Source organism: Rhizobium sp. WSM409 (assembly GCF_057653825.1).
Window position 1 is genome coordinate 1,165,631 of the sequence record NZ_CM172794.1, and the last position, 20,055, is coordinate 1,185,685.

Annotated in this window: 17 protein-coding genes and 1 tRNA gene; 8 read left to right on the forward strand and 10 right to left on the reverse strand. The window is 61.2% G+C overall.

What is annotated here, in order from left to right; genetic code table 11:
• Positions 1 to 146 precede the first annotated feature (146 nt).
• Together AC25BC_RS05905 and AC25BC_RS05910 are read left to right on the forward strand one after the other, a co-directional pair.
• Positions 147 to 587, forward strand: a complete 441-nt coding sequence (locus AC25BC_RS05905) for a glyoxalase superfamily protein (protein ID WP_128439183.1) — start codon at positions 147 to 149, stop codon at positions 585 to 587.
• Between the two features lie 81 nt (positions 588 to 668).
• Positions 669 to 2,036, forward strand: a complete 1,368-nt coding sequence (locus AC25BC_RS05910; RefSeq protein ID WP_128439182.1) for an MATE family efflux transporter — start codon at positions 669 to 671, stop codon at positions 2,034 to 2,036.
• A 104-nt stretch (positions 2,037 to 2,140) separates the two neighbouring features.
• Here AC25BC_RS05910 and AC25BC_RS05915 read toward each other — a convergent pair whose 3' ends face one another.
• The 8 genes from AC25BC_RS05915 to AC25BC_RS05950 form a co-directional block, all read right to left on the reverse strand.
• The gene (locus AC25BC_RS05915; RefSeq protein WP_012756769.1) at positions 2,141 to 2,302 is read right to left on the reverse strand and encodes a hypothetical protein; all 162 of its coding nucleotides are present in this window, start codon (positions 2,300 to 2,302) and stop codon (positions 2,141 to 2,143) included.
• A 203-nt stretch (positions 2,303 to 2,505) separates the two neighbouring features.
• The gene (locus AC25BC_RS05920; protein ID WP_012756770.1) at positions 2,506 to 3,339 is read right to left on the reverse strand and encodes a helix-turn-helix transcriptional regulator; all 834 of its coding nucleotides are present in this window, start codon (positions 3,337 to 3,339) and stop codon (positions 2,506 to 2,508) included.
• A 66-nt stretch (positions 3,340 to 3,405) separates the two neighbouring features.
• Positions 3,406 to 3,615 carry a DUF1127 domain-containing protein gene (locus AC25BC_RS05925; RefSeq protein WP_128439181.1) on the reverse strand — a complete coding sequence of 70 codons (210 nt, stop codon included), beginning with the start codon at positions 3,613 to 3,615 and terminating at the stop codon, positions 3,406 to 3,408.
• An 89-nt stretch (positions 3,616 to 3,704) separates the two neighbouring features.
• Positions 3,705 to 4,502 carry a 5-deoxy-glucuronate isomerase gene (gene iolB, locus AC25BC_RS05930; protein WP_012756772.1) on the reverse strand — a complete coding sequence of 266 codons (798 nt, stop codon included), beginning with the start codon at positions 4,500 to 4,502 and terminating at the stop codon, positions 3,705 to 3,707.
• 197 nt (positions 4,503 to 4,699) lie between these two features.
• Positions 4,700 to 5,617 carry a myo-inosose-2 dehydratase gene (gene iolE / locus AC25BC_RS05935; RefSeq protein ID WP_128439180.1) on the reverse strand — a complete coding sequence of 306 codons (918 nt, stop codon included), beginning with the start codon at positions 5,615 to 5,617 and terminating at the stop codon, positions 4,700 to 4,702.
• Between the two features lie 63 nt (positions 5,618 to 5,680).
• The gene (iolD, locus tag AC25BC_RS05940; RefSeq protein WP_012756774.1) at positions 5,681 to 7,531 is read right to left on the reverse strand and encodes a 3D-(3,5/4)-trihydroxycyclohexane-1,2-dione acylhydrolase (decyclizing); all 1,851 of its coding nucleotides are present in this window, start codon (positions 7,529 to 7,531) and stop codon (positions 5,681 to 5,683) included.
• Between the two features lie 199 nt (positions 7,532 to 7,730).
• Positions 7,731 to 9,665 (reverse strand): bifunctional 5-dehydro-2-deoxygluconokinase/5-dehydro-2-deoxyphosphogluconate aldolase, encoded by a 1,935-nt coding sequence (locus AC25BC_RS05945; protein ID WP_128439179.1) that lies wholly within the window; start codon positions 9,663 to 9,665, stop codon positions 7,731 to 7,733.
• Between the two features lie 92 nt (positions 9,666 to 9,757).
• On the reverse strand, positions 9,758 to 10,633 hold the full coding sequence (locus AC25BC_RS05950; RefSeq protein ID WP_128439178.1) for a MurR/RpiR family transcriptional regulator: 876 nt from the start codon (positions 10,631 to 10,633) through the stop codon (positions 9,758 to 9,760).
• Between the two features lie 207 nt (positions 10,634 to 10,840).
• On the opposite strand from AC25BC_RS05950, the gene AC25BC_RS05955 reads away from it, so the two are divergent.
• From AC25BC_RS05955 to AC25BC_RS05970, 4 genes are all read left to right on the forward strand, one after another.
• Entirely contained in the window at positions 10,841 to 11,956 is a 1,116-nt protein-coding gene (locus AC25BC_RS05955; RefSeq protein ID WP_012756777.1) for a Gfo/Idh/MocA family protein, read from the forward strand.
• Positions 11,957 to 12,142: 186 nt separating this feature from the next.
• On the forward strand, positions 12,143 to 13,360 hold the full coding sequence (locus tag AC25BC_RS05960) for an NAD(P)/FAD-dependent oxidoreductase (RefSeq protein ID WP_128439177.1): 1,218 nt from the start codon (positions 12,143 to 12,145) through the stop codon (positions 13,358 to 13,360).
• Between the two features lie 169 nt (positions 13,361 to 13,529).
• Positions 13,530 to 13,620 (forward strand) — tRNA-Ser (locus AC25BC_RS05965).
• 557 nt (positions 13,621 to 14,177) lie between these two features.
• Positions 14,178 to 15,185: a porin gene (locus AC25BC_RS05970; RefSeq protein WP_012756779.1), complete on the forward strand. Its 1,008-nt coding sequence runs from the start codon at positions 14,178 to 14,180 to the stop codon at positions 15,183 to 15,185.
• A 102-nt stretch (positions 15,186 to 15,287) separates the two neighbouring features.
• On the opposite strand, the gene AC25BC_RS05975 is transcribed toward AC25BC_RS05970, so the two are convergent.
• Positions 15,288 to 16,184, reverse strand: a complete 897-nt coding sequence (locus AC25BC_RS05975; protein ID WP_012756780.1) for an alpha/beta fold hydrolase — start codon at positions 16,182 to 16,184, stop codon at positions 15,288 to 15,290.
• A 65-nt stretch (positions 16,185 to 16,249) separates the two neighbouring features.
• Positions 16,250 to 18,325, reverse strand: coding sequence for a lytic transglycosylase domain-containing protein (locus tag AC25BC_RS05980; protein WP_012756781.1), 2,076 nt, complete (start codon positions 18,323 to 18,325; stop codon positions 16,250 to 16,252).
• A 214-nt stretch (positions 18,326 to 18,539) separates the two neighbouring features.
• Between AC25BC_RS05980 and dapA the strand changes: the two genes are divergently transcribed.
• Together dapA and smpB are read left to right on the forward strand one after the other, a co-directional pair.
• Positions 18,540 to 19,424, forward strand: a complete 885-nt coding sequence (gene dapA / locus AC25BC_RS05985) for a 4-hydroxy-tetrahydrodipicolinate synthase (protein WP_012756782.1) — start codon at positions 18,540 to 18,542, stop codon at positions 19,422 to 19,424.
• Positions 19,425 to 19,526: 102 nt separating this feature from the next.
• A complete protein-coding gene (gene smpB, locus AC25BC_RS05990; RefSeq protein WP_128439176.1) occupies positions 19,527 to 20,006 on the forward strand; it encodes an SsrA-binding protein SmpB in 480 nt (159 codons plus the stop codon).
• The last annotated feature ends 49 nt before the right edge of the window (positions 20,007 to 20,055 follow it).

Here is a 20,055-nt window from a genome sequence, read left to right on the forward strand (position 1 = left end):
GGCCGGTTCGAGGCACCGGCCGCTCGCGGATGAAAATCCATGGTGAAGTCCTCGCGATCATGGTCACGGCCCTTTGTGCATGCTGACTGGCGGCAATGCGAGCTCCCATCCACAGTCGAAGAGCATGCCTTGCGAAGGCTCACGCCATGACGACGACCTATCTTGCCATTGAAGAATTGAAGGCTCAGGCCAAGCGCCTGCGCCAGGCGATGAACGATCGCGGCACCCCGCTGACCCACAGTGCGGCTCTGGAAATGATTGCCCGCCAGCACGGTGTACGCGATTGGAACACGCTCGCGGCCCTTGCGGCAAAGCCCAATGCCAGCCCGAAGACACCGCTCTTCGTCGGCGCGCATATTCGCGGCCGTTATCTCAATCAGCCGTTCACCGGCGAAGTCCTGGCGCTTTCGGCCCTGCCGGGCGGCGACCTTCACAGGATCACCATCCATTTCGACGAGCCGGTGGATGTCGTCACCTTCGAGAGCTTTTCAGCCTTTCGCCGGCGTGTGAACGCGCAGATCGATGCCGACGGCGTGTCGCCGAGGAAGACCTCGAACGGCGTGCCGCATTTGGTGCTCGATCTCTAGATTGTTTTGTCCTTTTGAGGCCGTCCGGATCCAAATGATTTAGCCGGATCGGGCCCTGCCTCCTATAGCACGGATTTCTCCATGACCGATCTTTCCGAAGGCAATGCCTTTCTCACCGGCTGGCTGCCGGGCGTCTTCATCAAAACGGCGGCACCGATCGTCGCGATCACCACCGTCAACGGCCTGTTCACCGTCGTCGACGCCTATTTCCTTGGCGCCTATGTCGGCCCGGATGCGCTCTCTGCCGTCAGCCTGATTTTTCCCGGTTTGATGCTGCTGGTCGCCCTGCAATCGCTGGTCTCGAACGGTATGGCGAGTATCCTCGCCCGCCGGCTCGGCGCCGGCGATCGTCAAGGCGCGCGTCGGGTGTTTGCCGGCGCGCATGCGCTGGCGCTCGCCGTCACCCTCATCCTCAATCTGGTCTACTGGATCGTTGGCCGACAGATCATCGATGCCGGTGCTGCCGGCAATGCTGCCGTGGCCGATGGCGCCATGCTGTTCATGGGCGCGATGATCGCCTGTGCGCCGATCAGCTTCTTCCTGTCGCTGCATCTCGACGGGCTGCGCTGCGAAGGCAAGATCGGTTTCATGACCTTGGTGACGCTGTCGGCCTCGCTGCTCAACATCTTCGCCAACTGGCTGTTCATGGCGGTGATGCATTGGGGCGTGCTCGGTTCGGCAGCCGGCTCCATCGCATCGCAATGCGTCTGTCTCGCAGCCGTGCTCGCCTTTCGCTGGCGCCGGCCGGCGGCACTAAGGCCGTCTCCGGGGTTGGCTCTTGCCGAATGGCGCGGCATCGTCGCCTTCGGCGCGCCGATGAGCCTCGGTTTCATCGGCATATCGCTGGCCTCGGCCGCCATTCTGATCAACATCTCTCTCTGGAGCGAACATGACTATGTCGCGACGGTGGCCGCCTACGGCATCATCACCCGGATCATGACCTTCACCTATCTGCCGCTGCTTGGTCTCAGCATCGCGCTGCAGACGGTCGCCGGCAACAATCACGGCGCCGGCCTCCGGCTCCGCGTCGGCCGCAGCCTGCAGATCGCCATGCTCGCCGCACTCGTCTATTGCACCCTGGTGGAGATCATCGTCGAGCTGCTGGCCGGCCGCCTCGGCGCCGTCTTCGTCGCCGATCCCGCGATCATTGCCGAGGTCAGGCGAATTCTGCCCTGGACGATCGGCGCCTATTTTCTCTTCGGGCAGATGATGATCCTGTCATCCTATTTCCAGTCGATCGGCGATGCGCCGCGTGCGGCGATCTTTGGCCTGTCGCGGCCCTATCTGCTCACCCTGCCGCTTACCTTCCTGCTACCCTTCGTCTTCGGCGAACAGGGGATCTGGATGGTGCCGGTCTTTGCCGAGGCAGGCATGTTCATCCTTGCCTTCCTGGTGCTGTCGCAGAACGCCAAACGCCGGGGCTGGCGGTACGGGCTTCTGCCCGTCTAAAGCAATTCCAGCAAAACGGTGCAACGGTTTGCGTCCGGAATTGTGCAGAATAAAGATATAGACGCAAAAGCCGCGCCGGGAGCGCGGCTTTTGCCTGATATCGTCTATTCCTTGCCGCTCGAAGCGGCCGTTGTCGCGGCTTCCGCCTCATTCAGCGCCTCGGCGCATTCCTGGCAGCAGACCTCGACAGTCTTGCCGCCGAGCTTGACGGTGATGGTCTCCGCACCGAGTTCGCAGTCGCAGGCGGCGCATGTGGTCTTCTTCATCTGATGATCCTCCGTTGATCGTCCCGCGATCGGGACAGGCTGATAAGATCATTGAAGTCCGCATTGCCGCTGTCGAAATCTTTAGCGATCGACCCCCCGCATAATTCCTTAAATTGGGATCGATTTAAGGAATTATGCGGGGATTCAAAGTGCTACAGCGTCCTTGCGGCTCTCGAAAAGACCCGCGGCGCTGTAGGCTTTCACTAGCGCCGCAGCTGCGCCGCGCGTTGGAATTCGGCCGGAGTCTGCCCGAAAGTCTGCTTGAAGGAAGCGCTGAAATGGCTGTGGCTGGAAAAGCCGAGGTCGAGACCGAGCGCGGTCAGATCCTCATATTGGCCAAGCAGATCGAGCGCGCGGGCAAGCCGCAGCCGCAGCTGGTAGCGGTAAAGTGGCGTCGCCTCGACCTGTTGGAAGACCTGGGTGAGATAAACCGGCGAGACGCCCACTTCGGTGGCGATTTCCGAAAGTGTCCAGCGCCGCGCGAGATCGGAGGAGAGCACCAGCTTTGCCCGGTCGACGAGCTTCTGTCGGCCGGCGCTGGCGCCCGCCGCATGCGATGTGCGCTCGCCGAGCGAGCGGCGCACCAGCGTCAGCGCCAATATTTCCGCTTCCAGCGTTTCGGCGACGTTGCGGCTGAGACCATGACGCAGGAGAGCGACCAGCGCCTGCGCGCGCGGATCGATCCGCCGGCGCTGGCGGCGAAAGGCAAAGGGCGGGCCGGGCTGCGCCTGCTCCTTCGGCGTGAGCTCTTCGAGCATGGATTCGTCGATCGCCAGATCGATGCAGGCATCGCCACCCTCGATTGGGTGGCTGATCCGGTATCCCTGGCCGGCATTGAAGAACAGAACCTGATTGGCTTCGGCCACCGTATCATTGCGGCCGACATGCCGCATGAATACGCCGCGATAGGGATAGACGAGGCTCGTCTTGTGAGCGCATTCCTCGTCGCTCTTGTGGCGGCATTCGCCATTGCAGACGATGTCACGAATGGTGACCGTCTTCGTTTTCAGGAGCGGCGCTGTTGAAAACTGCGACATTGCATCTTCCGGGTCAGACAGGCCGCCCGATGAGGCGACCTAGCGGCACAATATCACGCTTAAGTTTCAGCAGCGACTGTAGACATGGACGTCGCTTTCGGTCTGCCCCCTGGAAAGGCCGATATCCTTCAACTGCTCGTCGGACAGCTCCATCAGAGAATTGCAGTTGCGCCGTTCGTTCATTTTGCGCGCCAGCCACTGTGCTGCGGTGACTATAGCAAGGAACAGGCCGGGCCGCATATTGCGGGCTGAGATTGTGGAATTCGAGCTATGCATTGTGATCCTCCATCCGTGATTGGATGGAGGCAGTGAACCATCAGCGGCGGTTCCGCGCTGTCAGATTATTTAGCGATCGAACGCGACGCTTACGCTTTCAGCAGCCACTCGTGCTCGGCGGCATTGTGGAATTTCCAGATCCGCTGCGGTCCGGCCATGACGTTGAGGTAATAGAGGTCGTAACCATGGCAGGCGGCGCAGGGGTGATAGCCTTTCGGCACCAGCGTCACGTCGCCGTCCTCGAGCGCCATCGCTTCGTCAAGGGAGCGATCGTCGGTGTAGACGCGCTGGAAAGCGAAACCCTGCGGCGGGTTGAGCCGATGATAATAGGTCTCTTCCAGGAAGCTCTCGTTCGGCAGGTCGTCCTGGTCGTGTTTGTGCGGCGGATAGGAGGAGGTGTGGCCGCCTGGCGTAATCACCTCGACGACGAGCAGTGAATGCGCCGAACTGTCGTCTTCCGGCATGATATTGTTGACGTAGCGCACATTCGTGCCCTTGCCGCGCGTCACCTGCGGGTGCGTGCCGGGCGGGATGGCCTTTGCCTGATAGGTGCCGCCGCCGGGTGCGGAGCAGACGGCGAGCTCCAGATCGGTCTCCGCCGTCACCGACCACGTCGATTCCATCGGGATGTAGAGCGCATGCGGCGCACCTTCGAACGGGTTCATGCGGCCGCCGAGCGTGCCGAAATCCTTGGTGCCGGCAGACGCTTTGCCCTTGCCGGTCACCCAGACGAGGCAGACTTCGCGATCACCCGTCTCTCCCGAAACGGTCTCGCCCGGCTTCATCCGATGCAGATCGAAGCCGACATAGGTCCAGCCGGCGTTTTCCGGGGTGACATGCGTGACGCGGCCATACGTGCCTGATGGTTTCACCTTGAGATTTGGCATTGGTGTTTTTCCTCGTAAGTTGGAAAATTCCCCTCCCCAACCCCTCCCCACAAGGGGGAGGGGCTAACCTGCCGTGCTGTCTCGCCCATATTACGGCCTTCCTTTTTTCAAGGTGGCCGCCATCTGGTGCGGGGCGGTGCATCAAGTTAAGTCCCTCCCCTTGTGGGGAGGGGTTGGGGAGGGGTCTTTTGCTCCCGCTATCCCTTAGGAAAGCCTTCCGTTTCCACGGTATAGCCCGCAGCCGTCATGACGCGCATCAACTCGGCGTGACCGATCTCGGCCATTTTCTGCGGCGGAGCCTTGCGCGGATCCTGTTCGGCCTCGACAACGAACCAGCCTTCATAGCCGTGATCGGCCAGCCGCTGGACGATGGCGCCGAAATCGAGCGAGCCGTCGCCCGGCACCGTGAAGGCGCCAAGTGCCACCGCATCGAGGAAGGACTGCCGGCTGCGATCCAGTCCATCCACCACAGGTTTGCGGATATCCTTGACGTGAACATGGTTGATGCGGGCGTGGTGGTTCCCAATGGCGCGCAGCAAGTCGCCGCCGGCAAAGGCGAGATGCCCGGCATCGAGCAGCAGCGGGATGCCTTCGCCCGAATGGCGCATGAAGGCGTTGAGTTCCGGCTCGGTTTCGACGACGGCCGCCATGTGATGGTGATAGGAAAGCGGCATGCCCTGCTCGGCGCACCATTCTCCGAACCGGGTGACGCGGTGCGCATAGGCCTTCATCTCGTCATCGGAAAGGCGAGGCTTGGTCGCGAGCGGCTTGGAGCGGTCGCCCTGGATGGAACGGCCGACTTCGCCATAAACGATGCAGGGCGCGGCGACGGCCTTGAACAGTTCGATCATCGGCGCGATGCGGTCCTTGTTGGCGGCAAGCTCCTCGTCAACAAGCGTGCCCGAGAACCAGCCGCCGCACAGCGTGACGTCGGCTGCACGGAGAATCGGCAGCATCACCTTTGGATCGTCGGGGAAGCGGCGGCCCTTTTCCATGCCGGTAAAGCCGGCACCGCGCGATTGCCGCAGGCATTCCTCCAGGGACACATCGTCGCTGAGCTCAGGAAGATCGTCGTTCCACCAGGCGATGGGCGACATGCCGAGTTTGGCCTTCATCAACATTCTCCTTAAAAGCATTGCGGAAGAGCTCTGCTCTTCCGAAAAAATGATAGCGATAGATCAGCCGATACGCTGGGCGGCGCGTGCTTCGACATAGCCCTTGCGCGCTTCGTTGACCTCTTCGCGCGGGCTGACCTCCGGCACCGCGACATCCCACCAGTGGCCGCCGGCCTCCGTGGTAATAAGCGGATCGGTGTCGATAACGAAGACCGAGGTGCGATCGTTCTTCCTCGAGTCGGCGATCGCCTGCTCCAGCTCGGCGATCGAGGCGACCTTGACGGCGATGGCGCCCATGCTTTCGGCATGCGCGCGGAAATCGATCTCCGGCATCACCTCGTGGTAGGAGTCCTTCAGCAGATTGTTGAAGTTGGCGCCGCCGGTTCCCATTTGCAACCGATTGATGCAGCCATAGCCGCGATTGTCGAGCAAGACGATGTTGAGCTTGAGGCCGAGCATGACCGAGGTGGCGATCTCGGAATTCATCATCATGTAGGAACCGTCGCCGACCATGACGACCACATCCCGTTCGGGACGCGCCATCTTGGCGCCAAGCCCGCCGGCGATCTCGTAGCCCATGCAGGAAAAGCCGTATTCCATGTGATAGCTGCCCGGCGCCGTCGCCGGCCAGAGCTTGTGCAATTCACCGGGAAGGCCGCCGGCAGCGCAAAGCACCGTCGTATTCTCACCGCCGATCGTGCGCGCCACCGCGCCGATCACCTGCGCATCGGAGGGCAGGGCGGCATTGGTCGTCGCCATTGCCCTGGCCGCAGCCTCCATCCAGACCTTCTTTTCCGCAGCCGCCTTCTCGGTGAGGGCGGCCGGCGCCTTCCAGCCCGAAAGTCCGGCCGAAAGCGCCTTCAGCCCTTCGCGGGCGTCTGTCACCAGCGGATAGCTGTCGTGCTTCACCGCGTCATAGGCGGCGATATTGAGGCCGATCATCTTCAGGCTGTCATTCTTGAACAGCGCCCAGGAGCCGGTAGTGAAATCCTGGCAGCGCGTGCCGACGGCGATAACGAGATCCGTCTCTTCGGCGATCGCATTCGCCGCCGACGTGCCGGTGACGCCGACCGAGCCGAGTGCCAGCGGGTGGGTCTCGTTGATCGCCGACTTGCCGGCCTGGCTGACGACGACGGGAAGGCCGTGGGCCTCGGCAAAGGCGGTAAGCTCCTTCGTCGCCTGCGAATAAAGCACGCCGCCGCCGGCAACGATCACCGGCTTCTGCGACGCCTTGATCAGCGCGATGGCATTCGCCAGCTCGTCTGCATCCGGCTGCGGCCGGCGGGTCGTCCAGACTTTTTCATCGAACAGGCTTTCCGGATAATCGAAGGCTTCTGCCTGAACGTCCTGGCAGAGCGACAATGTCACCGGGCCGCAATCCAAGGGGTCGGTCAGGACCTGCATGGCGCGCTTCAGCGCCGCGATGATCTGCTCGGGCCGGGTGATGCGGTCGAAATAGCGCGAAACCGAACGGAAGGCATCATTGGCTGAAACCGTGCCGTCGCCGAAATCCTCGATCTGCTGCAGCACCGGATCCGGCGCGCGGTTGGCGAAGACGTCGCCCGGCAGGAAGAGAACGGGAATACGATTGACATGCGCCACGCCGGCGGCCGTCACCATGTTCAGCGCGCCGGGGCCGATCGAACTCGTGCAGGCCATGAAGCGCGTGCGGAAATTCGCCTTGGCATAGGCGATCGCGGCATGCGCCATGCCCTGTTCGTTGTGAGCGCGATAGGTCGTCAATTCATCGCGCACCTGATAGAGCGCCTCGCCGATGCCGGCGACGTTGCCGTGACCGAAGATCGCCCAGACGCCGCCGAAGATCGGCACTTTCTTGCCGTCGACGATCGTCATCTGTACCTTGAGGAAATGCGTGACGGCTTGCGCCATCGTCAACCGTATCGTCTTGCCCATCGGGTCCTCCCGCAATCTTTCTTTTCGCGCTTTTCCCTCCCCAACCCTCCCCTCAAGCGGAGGGGTTAACTTGCCGGGCTCCCTTCATTCTCGCCGCAACGTCTCCTCCAATGGGAAGCTTGCTGATGGCGTGAGGCGGTGCCCGGGTTAAGTCCCTCCCCTTGTGGGGAGGGGGTGGGGAGGGGTCTTAATTCTAAGTCTACTGATGTCCGCGGGTCTTCAGCCACGCCTCTGTCAGTTGCCGGAAGCGGCCGGCCATATCGGCGATCGCTTCCTCGTCGTTCATTTCGCCCGAAAGCCAGGCGCGCGCCGGATCGGCAAAGATCGTCCGGCCGACGGCGAAGCCCTTCACGGAGGGGGCAGCCAGCGTCGCCTCGAAGCAGGAGATCAGCTCGTCGGCGGGCGCCTCGAGCCCCAGCAGCACGATACCGCGGCACCATGGATCATTTTTGGCGATCACCGCATCGATCTTTTTCCAGGCCTCACGGGATGCTTGCGGCTCCAGCTTCCACCAGTCCGGCTTGATGTCGAGCGCATAGAGCTCCTCCAGCGCGGTCGCGATGGTATCGTCGGTCAGCGGGCCGTTCTTGCCGGCGATGATCTCCACCAGCAGCTCGCGGCCAACCTTGCGGGAGGCCTCGAACAGAGTGCGCAGCTTCTCCTGCTGCTCCGTCTTCGATTCAGCCGGATCATCAGGATGATAGAAACACAGGCACTTGATGCAATGATTGAGCGGCCATTCGACGAGCTGCGAGCCGATATCCTGGCTGAATTCGAAGCGCAGCGGCTTCGAGCCCGGCAATTCCACCGGCCGGCCGATCCAGGAAAAATTCTTCGTCGCCGCATCGAAGAAAGCGTCGCGGCCGAAGCGTTCGTCGATCAGCATGCCGTAGCCGTCGCGGCCATTCGAAACCCGCGCCGCCGCCGCGACCGCCAGCCGCTTGAAGGCGACGATCTTCTCGTGGCCGACGCCGAGTTCATCGGCGACGCTGACGAGCTGCGAGCGGTGGTCGATCGCCAGCGCCATCAAAAGCGGGATTTCGCCGCGCCGGGTCGATGCCCAGTGGATATGGTTGATCGCCTCGTCCTTGCGCAGCGCCCGGTGTTTGCTTCCGGTCGTCAGGAAGAAGTCGAGTTCGGCCCAGGTCGGATATTCCGGCGAGCAGAGCAGGCGGGAGACAGCGAAGGCGCCGCAGGCATTGGCCCAGGTCGCACAGGTCTTCAGCGGCTCGTTGCGCAGGAAGCCGCGCAGGAAGCCCGACATGAAGGCATCGCCGGCGCCGAGCACGTTGAAGACTTCGATCGGGAAACCCTGGCCGATGATGCCGGCTTCCAGATCGTCGGCAATCGGTCCGTCATAGACGATGCAGCCCATGGCGCCGCGCTTGAGCACGATCGTCGCCGGCGACAGGCGGCGAATCTCCTTCAGCGCGCCGAGCACGTCGTCGGCGCCGGACGCGATCAGGACTTCTTCTTCGGTGCCGACGATGAGATCGCAGTCGGGCAGCGTCTCCTTCATCTTCGAGGAGACTCGGTCGGATTTCACATAGCGCTCGAAGCCTTCCGCATGCCCGGCAAGGCCCCAGAGGTTCGGTCGGTAATCGATGTCGAAGATCACCTTGCGGCCGTTCGCCTTGGCGATGCGGATAGCCTTGCGTTGCGCGGCTTCGGTATTCGGCCGTGAGAAATGTGTGCCGGAAACGAGAACGGCGCGCGACGATCTGATGAAATTTTCGTCGATATCGCCTTCATCGAGCGCCATGTCGGCGCAGTCCGAGCGATAGAAGATCATTGGCGACACGCCCTCGGCCTCGACCGCAAGCAGCACCAGCGCCGTCAGCCGCTCCTTGTCGGTGATGATGCCGTCAGTGGCCACACCTTCGCGCGCCGACTGCTCGCGGATGAAGCGTCCCATCTGCTCGTCGCCGACGCGGGTGATGAGGCCGGATTTGAGGCCGAGCCGCGCCGTGCCGATGGCGATATTGGCGGGGCAGCCGCCGACGGACTTGGCGAAGGAGCCGATATCCTCCAGCCGCGAACCGATCTGCTGGCCGTAAAGATCGACCGAAGAGCGGCCGATGGTGATCACATCAAGCGCCGGCTCCGGCTGTGAATCCGGATTCGATTGTACCATGATGTCCTCCCGCTAGATTTTGCGCGGCTTCCAGTGCCTGCGAATTTTCAATAATGAAACATCGGTTCCGATATTTTGTCAATTCGGAATGTTTATTCCATTTTGCCTTTTACAGGTTTTGACGGCTGACCCTTGCGCCGCCGTTCAGCGATTGCAACCGGTAATGCCATGGCGAGCGCCATCGAGGCCGAAAGCGAGCGGAAGCCGGCGAAATCGGCCTCCGCCACCTCGAACCAGTGCGTGGCGCAGGCGGCAAGCGGCGAGAAGGCCGAATCGGTGATCGCAATGACGGGGACGCCGCGATCGGCAAGCTCCTGGCTCTGGCTGAGGCTGTCGGCCGCATAGGGCGAGAAGCTCGCCGCGATCGCTGCATCCTTCGGTGTTGCGAACTGCACCATTTCAGGGTCGACGCCGTTCGGCGAGGCGACGATCTGGTGGCGGATGTTGAGCTTAGAAAAAGCGTAGGTCATGTGCGCCGTCAGCGGGTAGGAGCGCCGTTTGGCGATCAGGTAGATCGTCTCGGCGTTGGCAAGGATATTCACCGCTTTGGTGAAAGTATCGCTCTGCACCGTTGCGGCCAGCCGGTTGACCGACTGATTTGCCGCGGCAATGAAGCCGGAGAGCAGATTGGCGTCCTCATCGTCGCCGCTCGATTGCTCCAGCGTGACGAGGCGCTCTTCGTAGCTCAGCGTCCGGTCCCGCAATCTTTCGCGAAAGATGCTCTGCAGGTCGGAAAAGCCTCCATAGCCCAGATGATGCGCCAAGCGCACCAGCGTCGAGGGTTGGACGTCGGAGGCCGCCGCGATGCTCGCCGTCGTGCCGAAGGCGATCTCATCGGGATTGCCGAGCGCGAAGGCGGCGACCTGTGCCAGCCGCTTCGGCATGCTTGCCTTGCGCTCGATGATGGTACTGCGCAGGCTTTCGAAATCGCGCGGTACACGCGCGTGCCTCTGGGGATCGTTATCCATGCTTGCGGCTCACGAGATGAAACAAATATTCCATATTATCGAACATAAACGATTTCAAACGACACGGCTAATTGTTTTTAATCCCCTGTAATTGAAGGCTTTTGGACAATCTCTTCGCGAAGAACGCAGAAATGCCTGTGAGTAGGTCCCTTGTCAAAATGATCCAAATATTCCAAAAATCCGCGCGCAGCTCTGGAGGAGACGGAAATGAAGCCACTCGGCATCGGTTTGATCGGCACCGGTTATATGGGCAAGTGCCATGCATTGGCGTGGAATGCAGTAAAGACGGTGTTCGGCGATGTCGAGCGTCCGCGTCTCGTGCATCTGGCCGAAGCCAATGCTGGGCTTGCTGAGACTCGGGCCGGTGAATTCGGCTTCGAGAAGGCAACGGCCGACTGGCGGGCGTTGATCGCCGATCCCGAGGTCGACGTCGTCTCCGTCACCACGCCCAATCAGTTCCACGCCGAGATGGCGATTGCTGCCCTTGAGGCCGGCAAACATGTCTGGTGCGAAAAGCCGATGGCGCCGGCCTATGCCGATGCCGAGCGCATGCTGGAAACGGCGAAGAAATCCAGCAGGGTTGCCGCCCTTGGCTATAATTACATCCAGAATCCCGTCATGCGGCACATCAAAACGCTGATTGGCGAAGGCGCCATTGGCACAGTCAATCATATCCGCGTCGAGATGGACGAGGATTTCATGGCCGATCCCGATGTCTTCTTTTATTGGAAGAGCGAGCTTTCCGCCGGCTACGGCGCGCTCGACGATTTCGCCGTGCACCCGCTGTCCCTGCTCTGGTATCTCTTCGGCCATGTCGAGGCCGTTATAACGGATATGGTGAGGCCCTATGCCGATCGCCCGTTGAGCGAGGGTGGCCGCCGTGCCGTCGAAAACCACGATGGCGCCAACGTGCTGATGCGGCTTGGCGGTGGCATCTCCGCCGTGTTGATGGCGAATCGCGCCGCCTGGGGTCGCAAGGGCCGGATCGCCCTGCAGATTTACGGCTCGAAAGGCTCGATCGTCTACGATCAGGAGCGGATGAACGAATTCGAACTCTATCAGGCCGACGGCCGCGGCTCCGAACAGGGTTTCCGCAAGATACTGGCGGCACCCGCCCATCAGCCTTATGATCGCTTCATCCCGGCGCCAGGCCACGGCCTCGGCTTCAACGATCTGAAGATCATCGAATGCCGCGAGCTGATCCGGGCAATATCAGGCGAACCGTCGTCGATTGTGACATTCGAAGACGGTCTCAGGATAGAAAAGTCGGTGCATGCCATGGCACAGTCCTTCCACGAGCGTCGCTGGATCGAGATCGGCTGAATGTAAGAGGCCGCTTTCCGTTGACGGGGCGTGGGCTACTGCATAATCCCTGAAATCGGGATCGATTTCAGGGATTATGCAGAAACTCAAAAATGCGACTGCGTCCTTTGCGCGTCTGAAAGACACGCGGCGCTGTCGGGAATAGGCCTTGGCGTGGTTGTCGGGCGCAGCTTCAGGAGCGAGATCGTGACGGATAGACTGGTGATCATCGGCGCGGGACAGGCCGGTTTCGCATTGGCAGCCAAGCTGCGTGCGTTGAAGGATACGCGCCCGATCACCCTCGTCGGAGCAGAGGACGTCGCCCCTTATCAGCGCCCGCCGTTGTCGAAGAAATACCTGCTTGGCGAAATGGCCTTCGACCGCCTGCTGTTTCGCGCCGAGCACTGGTATGCCGACAATGACGTCGACCTTCGCCTTTCGACTTGGGCCGAGCAGATCAAGCCGGACAGCAAGCAGGTCCTGCTGCAGGACGGCTCCGTTCTCGATTACGGCACGCTGGCGCTCGCCACCGGCTCGACGCCGCGCCGGCTGCCGGCCGCGATCGGCGGCGATCTCGAAGGCGTCTATGTCGCCCGCGACAAGCGCGATGCCGATCTGCTGGCCGAGGAGATGCGCCCCGGCCGCCGTGTTCTGATCATCGGTGGCGGTTATATCGGCCTCGAGGCGGCAGCCGTTGCCCGCCATCGCGGTCTGGAAGTCACTGTCATCGAGATGGCCGACCGCATCCTGCAGCGCGTCGCGGCGAAGGAGACCGCCGACATCATGCGCGCGATCCATGAGGCCCATGACGTGGTGATCCGCGAAAAGACAGGGCTCAAGCATCTGATCGGCAAGGATGGCCGCGTCACCGGCGCCGCACTTTCCGACGGATCAGTCATCGACATCGATTTCGCCGTCGTCGGCATCGGCGTCGCGCCGAACGATCAGCTTGCCAAGGAAGCCGGCCTCGAAGTCGCCAACGGCATTGTCGTCGACGAATTCGCCCGCACCTCCGATCCGGCGATCTTTGCCGCCGGCGATTGCGCCGCTCTTCCCTGGCAGGGTGGTCGCATCAGGCTCGAATCGGTGCAGAACGCCGTCGACCAGGCCGAAGCAGCCGCAGCCGTCATCGCCGGCGGCAGCGACCCTTATGCGCCAAAGCCGTGGTTCTGGTCCGACCAGTATGACGTCAAGCTGCAGATCGCCGGCTTCAATCTCGGTTATGACGAGACGCTGCTGCGCCCCGGCACCCGCGAAGGCGCCCATTCAGTCTGGTACTTCAGGGAAGGCCAACTGATCGCCGTCGATGCGATCAACGACGCGAAAGCCTATGTGACCGGCAAAAAACTGCTGGAATCCGGGACCAACCCCGATAAATCGATTCTCGCCGACCCTTCTGCGGACCTCAAGAGCCTGCTCGGCTGAGCTCGGCTTGTTCATCGACGAGAACGAAGCGCGATCAAATTCCGCGGATTGCGGCAGGAAACGCTGTCGGTTTGCGTAACCAGCCGAATTGCAGCTCGCTGCATTTCTTCTGGTGAAAACTCAAAAAACCCTTGCATTCACAGACCGGTCGCCATAGTTAGGCCGCACCGGAGAGGTGGCCGAGTGGTCGAAGGCGCTCCCCTGCTAAGGGAGTATACGTCAAAAGCGTATCGTGGGTTCGAATCCCATCTTCTCCGCCATTCCGATTTCCTGAGCACGCGTCGATCGTTTTTCTGGCAGGGAATCATTTTCGCTTAGTCGGCTAGGCCGGGCGACAAAAAAAATCTCTCTGCCTCGAGCGAGAGAATCGCCTGCGGGAATCACCTCCCGCGCTCAAGCCACCGGCAGGGGCGAAAGCGGATCGGTGCATGTCCGGTTACGCTTCCGGCAATCATGAATCCCCCGCAAGTGCCGCATTTTGTCAAAAAAGTGTCTCGAAAGTGTCGTTAGGCGCATGTCCAATTCTTTGTTGGGCCGACCTAAGCCTCCGCAAAATCAGGGTTTTCTTAACAAAGCATAAAGGAAACCGGGGCCGGCTGCCCGACTTGTGTCCTTTCAGCAACAGAATGTCGGGAAGGCTTCCTCAAATGCCCTATCTACACAAGTTGGTGATTGCGTGACGGCTTCCGTCTTGTATTTTCAACCTCGGAAGCAAGGGCGACTGATCGTCCACTTCTTGAAACACGGGGATGGGGCAGGGAACGCTGCTCAGCGAAAGATCCCAAACCCGATCGAAACTTTGAATTGGAGGTCATTTATGAACATCAAGAGCCTTCTTCTCGGCTCCGCTGCTGCTCTCGCAGTAGTTTCCGGTGCTCAGGCTGCTGACGCTATCGTTGCTGCCGAGCCGGAACCGGTTGAATATGTTCGCGTCTGCGACGCTTACGGCACCGGCTACTTCTACATCCCGGGCACCGAAACCTGCCTGAAGATCAACGGCTACATCCGTTTCCAGGTCAACGTTGGCGAAGACATCGGCGGCGATTCTGACTGGGATGCAACGACCCGCGGCCAGGTTCAGTTCACGGCCAAGAGCGACACCGAGTATGGTCCGCTGACCGGCGTCATCGTCATGCAGTTCAATGCTGACAACGCCACCGATCAGGCTGCCAAGCTCGACTCCGCTTACCTCGACATCGCGGGCTTCCGCGCTGGTCTCTTCTACAGCTGGTGGGACGATGGCCTCTCCGGCGAAACCGACGACATCGGCTCGCCGGTCACGCTGCACAACTCCATCCGTTATCAGTACGAAACTGACTCCTTCTACGCTGGCATCAGCGTCGACGAACTCGAAGACGGCTTCTACAAGACGGACGAAGAAGCCAACAACGTTGGTGTTGCAGTCGGTCTCGGCGGCAAGGCTGGTGCATTCAGCTACCAGATCACTGCAGGCTACGACGTCGACAATGAAGACGGTGCTGTCCGTGCAATGGGTACGGTTGACATCGGTCCTGGTACGCTCGGCCTCGCTGCCGTATACGCTACCGGCCCGAGCTCCTACTACACCAAGGCTGAATGGGCTATCGCTGCCGAATACGCTATCAAGGCAACCGACAAGCTTAAGATCACCCCTGGTGTCCAGTACTACAGCAACTACTACGTTGCTGGCGACGACTTCAGCGACAACGAAGCTTGGAAGGTCGGTCTGACGGTTGATTACCAGATCGTCGACAACTTCTACGCCAAGGCTTCGGTTCAGTACCTCGATCCGGAAGATGCTGACGACTCCACGACGGGCTACTTCCGCCTGCAGCGTTCGTTCTAATCTGATCTGACTTCGGTCAATCAGGAAAGCCCGGCTCTCGAGCCGGGCTTTTTGTATTTGGACGAATGGCCCATTGTGCCAGTTGACCAGTGTCGATCAGGTTTATCGGCAGGTGGCGAGAAAAGCTCGAAGTGCTGTCGGGATATTGCCGAGATGCGGGAGCGGGGCATGTCCTTGCCCTTCGGCAGCATGTCGGATCAAGCCCGGATGCCGCCGTGCCATTTCACCGGCGGTTTCCTGTGAAAGCAGCGACGTATTGTCACCGCGGATCAGCATCAGCGGCAACCGGCTCAGGCTTTCGAATTGCTCCCAGAGATCAGGCAGCGGCTGGCTGAAATCGATCGATTTGAGCGCCTCCGCGATCGCCGGGTCGAAATCGGCGACAGGCCTTCCATCGATATCGCGATAAAGGGCAAGCGCCATCTCGCCCCAGTCTTGCTCTGTAAGCGCGGTAAACGACGCGCCATGATTTTCCTTCAATATAACGGCCGCCTCGTTCCAATCCGCCGGCTTTCGACCGCTGTTGAGGTAATCGCGGATCCGCGCCAGCCCCACAGCCTCAAGCACAGGCCCGATGTCGTTGAGGATGACAGCCTCGAGAAGATCCGGCCGTGTCGCCGCGATCAGATGCAGGATCAGCCCGCCCCGCGACGTGCCGATGAAGATCGCCCGCTCGATGCCGAGTGCTGCGCAGGCGGCAATGACGTCGCCGGCTTCGATGGCGAGATTGTAGTTCGCCTTGTTCTCATCCCATGCCGAGTTTCCCCGCCCGCGCGAATCGAGTGCAACCACCCTGCGCGGCACTTTTGTGTCTCGGGAAAGAAGCAGTGCAAGCGGATGAAAATCCCGCGTATTGCGGGTCAGGCCGGGCAGACAGATCACCGGCATCCGTCCAGCGGTCGCCGCCCGGTCGGACAGGTAATCGCGGGCATGAAGCCTCAACCCATCAGAAGAAGTGAAAAATCGTTCCTGAAAACCGCCTTCATCCGTATCCGGCATCGCATCCCTCGAGACCTGTTTGATCCCGAAGATGTAGCTTGCTTTTCGAGCCGCGCCAAACGGCTTCAGGAGGCGCTGCGTCCGCCGATCAGGTCGCGCTCGATATCGGTGGACTGGCCGAGACGGGCTTTATAAACTTCGTAATTCTCCATCACCCGCTGCACGTAGTTGCGCGTTTCGGGGAAGGGGATGCGTTCGATCCAGTCGACGATCTCGTCGATCGGCCTGCCGCGCGGATCGCCGTAACGGCCGATCCACTCCGGCACCCGCTTCGGCCCGGCATTATAGGCGATGAAGGTGAGGATATAGGAGCCGCCGAAGGCATCGATCTGCTCACCGAGATAATGCGCGCCGAGTGTCGCGTTATAGCCGGCATCGGCCGTCAGCTTGTCCTTGGAAAAGGCGATGTTGTGGCGCTTGGCCACCGCCTGGGCTGTCCCCGGCAGAAGCTGCAGCAGGCCGCGCGCGTTCGCCGCCGAAACGGCGGCCGGGTTGAAGGCGCTTTCCTGCCGGGCGATGGCATAGGCGAGTGCCTTGCCGGAACCTGTTATATTGGCGTTCGCCGGGATCACGCCGACCGGAAAGGCAAGCGCTGCGACATCGATGCCGCGCCCATAGGCGATCTTGCCGATCTGCAGCGAGAGATGATGATCGCCGGATTGCTCGGCCCGTGCTGCAAGGACGGCCAATTCGCCGGGGCTTTGCAGTTGGTCGGCGAGCGCGAGATAGAGAATGGCGGCTCGCCATCCATGGCCGGCGGCCTCCAGTCGGGCGATCGCCTGCACGGCTTCGCGTGCCTGGAAGCGCTGCCGGTCGGCCGTGCTCGGTGCGGGATAGGTGACATCAAGCGTCTTTCGCCCCAGCCTTTCGGCCGCGAGCTGGCCATAGAAGGTGCCGGGAAAATTCGCCGCCTTCGCATAGAATTCGCTGGATTTGCCGGGGCCTCCGGCCTCCGCTGCTCGTCCCAGCCAATACCAGGCGCGTGAAACCGAGATCGGCCCGTTTGATGTCTGGAGGATCTTGCGGAAGTGTCTTTCCGCCGTTTCCGGGTCCTGCAGGCCGCGAAGTGCGTACCATCCGGCATGGAATTCAGCCTCGACGATATCCGTCGGGCTCGTTGCGGCGTAGTTTGCGACGATGCGATAGGCAGGCTTGAATTGTCCCTGGTCGACGAGGCCACGGCTGACGATGCGCTGCTCGTTCCACCATTCGCCGGAATTGACGAGTTCGCTGCGCTCGGGCGGCATCTGCTCCAGAAGCGCTGCCGCCTCGGTATATTTGTCCTGCCTGCGCAGATACTCGATCCGCGCAAACAGCAGGCCGGCATCGCCCCGCCATTTTGCATCGACGGCGTTGAGCAGCGCGCCGGCATTGCCGGCTTTGGCGTCAACGGCAGCCCAGGCCGTATAGAGCGACTGGGCCTGGCCCATGTCGCCGAAGCGCTTGGCCTGCGCCACCCGGCCGCGATACATCAGATAGTCCATCCGCGCCTTGTGGTCGGCAGGCGTCAACAGCGCGGAAAACTCGATGAGGATCTTGTCCTCGGTCGCCTTGTCGAGAGCCTCCTCGCGCCAGACCTTGCGGATATATTTTGCCGCCTGCGCCTGCTTGCCTGACGCAACCAGCGCCCGGCCGAGAATGACGGCGCCTTGCATCGTCTCAGGCGCGGTATCGCCGAAGGCGGCGAGCACGGCGGGAGGGGCGGGATTTTCGTCATAGATCGCGCGTTCGGAATAGGAACGCAGCCGCGAAAGACCCGGCCAGCCCTTGAGTTCCTGTGCGGCGCTGGCGATTTCATAGGAGGGAACGCCCTTCAATCCGGAAACGGCGATCGCCCAGGTGAGGATATGGCGGTCGAGCGTCTCGTCGCGCATGCGGTCGCGGATCGAAAGCGCCAGCTGCGGGTCTTTGTCGGAAAGCGCATCGAGGCCGGCTTTCAGGTCGCCATTGACAGGCGCGATGGCCGGATTCCGCGGGATGGCGCCCGTTGTAATCGATTCCGGTATGGCTGTCTCGGGAATGAAGCCAAGCGGCTTGACGGCAGGCATGGAAGCGCTCTCGCCGGGAAGCGGCGACGCAACACTGCTCCACGCGGCGGCAATGAAGCCGAAGGCGGACAGAATCAGGACAGCTTTCTTCATCCGGGATCTCGCAACGAAAACACGCCCTGCCATTTGGCTAGAGGCATCTTAACGAAACCTTACCGTACCAGGTAAAATTCATTCACATCTGCTATCGGAATTTGCCCTAAACCGAACTCTGCGCGCTTGTCGCGATGATTTCGGCGCTCTATGGTGCGCAACTCTTATTCATGGAATGCGGCCGAAGCAAGGATTTGGTCGTGAGGAGCTTTGCATGTTCAATGGGTCCATTCCCGCCCTCGTCACCCCCTTCACGGATGCCGGACTGATCGACGAAGACAGCTTCGCCGCTCATGTCGACTGGCAGATCAAGGAAGGCAGCGGTGGTCTCGTTCCGGTCGGCACGACAGGCGAATCCCCGACGCTGTCGCATGCCGAGCACAAACGGGTGGTCGAACTGTGCATCGAAGTTGCCGCAAAACGCGTTCCCGTCATGGCCGGCGCCGGCTCGAACAATACACGTGAGGCGATCGAGCTTGCCCAGCATGCCGAAAAGGTCGGTGCGAACGCCGTTCTGGTCGTCACGCCCTATTACAACAAGCCGACGCAGAAGGGTTTGATCGCCCATTTTTCGGCGATCGCCGAGGCCGTCGATCTGCCGATCTATATCTACAATATCCCCGGCCGCTCGGTGGTCGACATGACGCCGGAAACGATGGGTGCGCTCGCCAAGGCGCACAAAAATATCGTCGGCGTCAAGGATGCGACGGGCAAGATCGAGCGCGTCTCCGAACAGCGCATCACCTGCGGCGCGGATTTCAGACAATTATCCGGCGAGGATGCGACGGCGCTCGGCTTCAACGCCCATGGCGGTGTCGGCTGTATTTCGGTAACGGCCAATGTCGCCCCGCGCCTTTGCGCCGACTTCCAGGCGGCAACGCTGGCAGGCGACTATGCCCGCGCCCTGGAATATCAGGATCGGCTGATGCCGCTGCACAAGGCGATCTTCCTTGAGCCGGGTCTTTGCGGCGCCAAATACGGGCTCTCCAAACTTGGCCGGATGAGCCGCAACGTTCGTTCGCCCCTGCTTTCGACGCTGGAGCCGGCAACGGAATCGGCGATTGACGCCGCGATGCGCCATGCAGGCCTGTTGAACTGACGAGACTGGCCGTCTTCACAAGACGGGGTCTCTCCCTTACATAGAGGGCAAGGAATGAGGGCGCGGCTTTTCGCGCTCTAAAAAAGCAATTGGAATATCGTCATGGCCCCCAAAGGCAGCCAGCGCGTGGTGAGTAAGATCGTGGCCGAAAACCGCAAGGCCCGCTTCAACTACGAGATCATCGATACTTACGAGGCGGGCATCGTGCTGATGGGCACGGAGGTCAAGTCGCTGCGCGAAGGCAAGGCCAATATCGCCGAATCCTACGCCTCGGATGAGGGCGGTGAGATCTGGCTGATCAATTCCTATCTGCCGGAATATCTGCAGGCCAACCGCTTCAATCACGAGCCGCGCCGGCGCCGCAAGCTGCTGCTGTCGGGCCGTGAAATCCATCGTCTGCGCTCTGCCATCAACCGCGAAGGCATGACGCTGATCCCGCTGAAGATCTATTTCAACGATCGCGGTCGGGCGAAGATGGAACTGGCGCTCGCCAAGGGTAAGAAATTGCACGACAAGCGCGAATCCGAGAAGGAGCGCGATTGGAACCGGCAGAAGAGCCGCCTGCTGAAAGCTCATGGCTGACCGCGTTGCCGTGGTTTATGATCACGTCCTGATCGTCGCGGCCACTTCG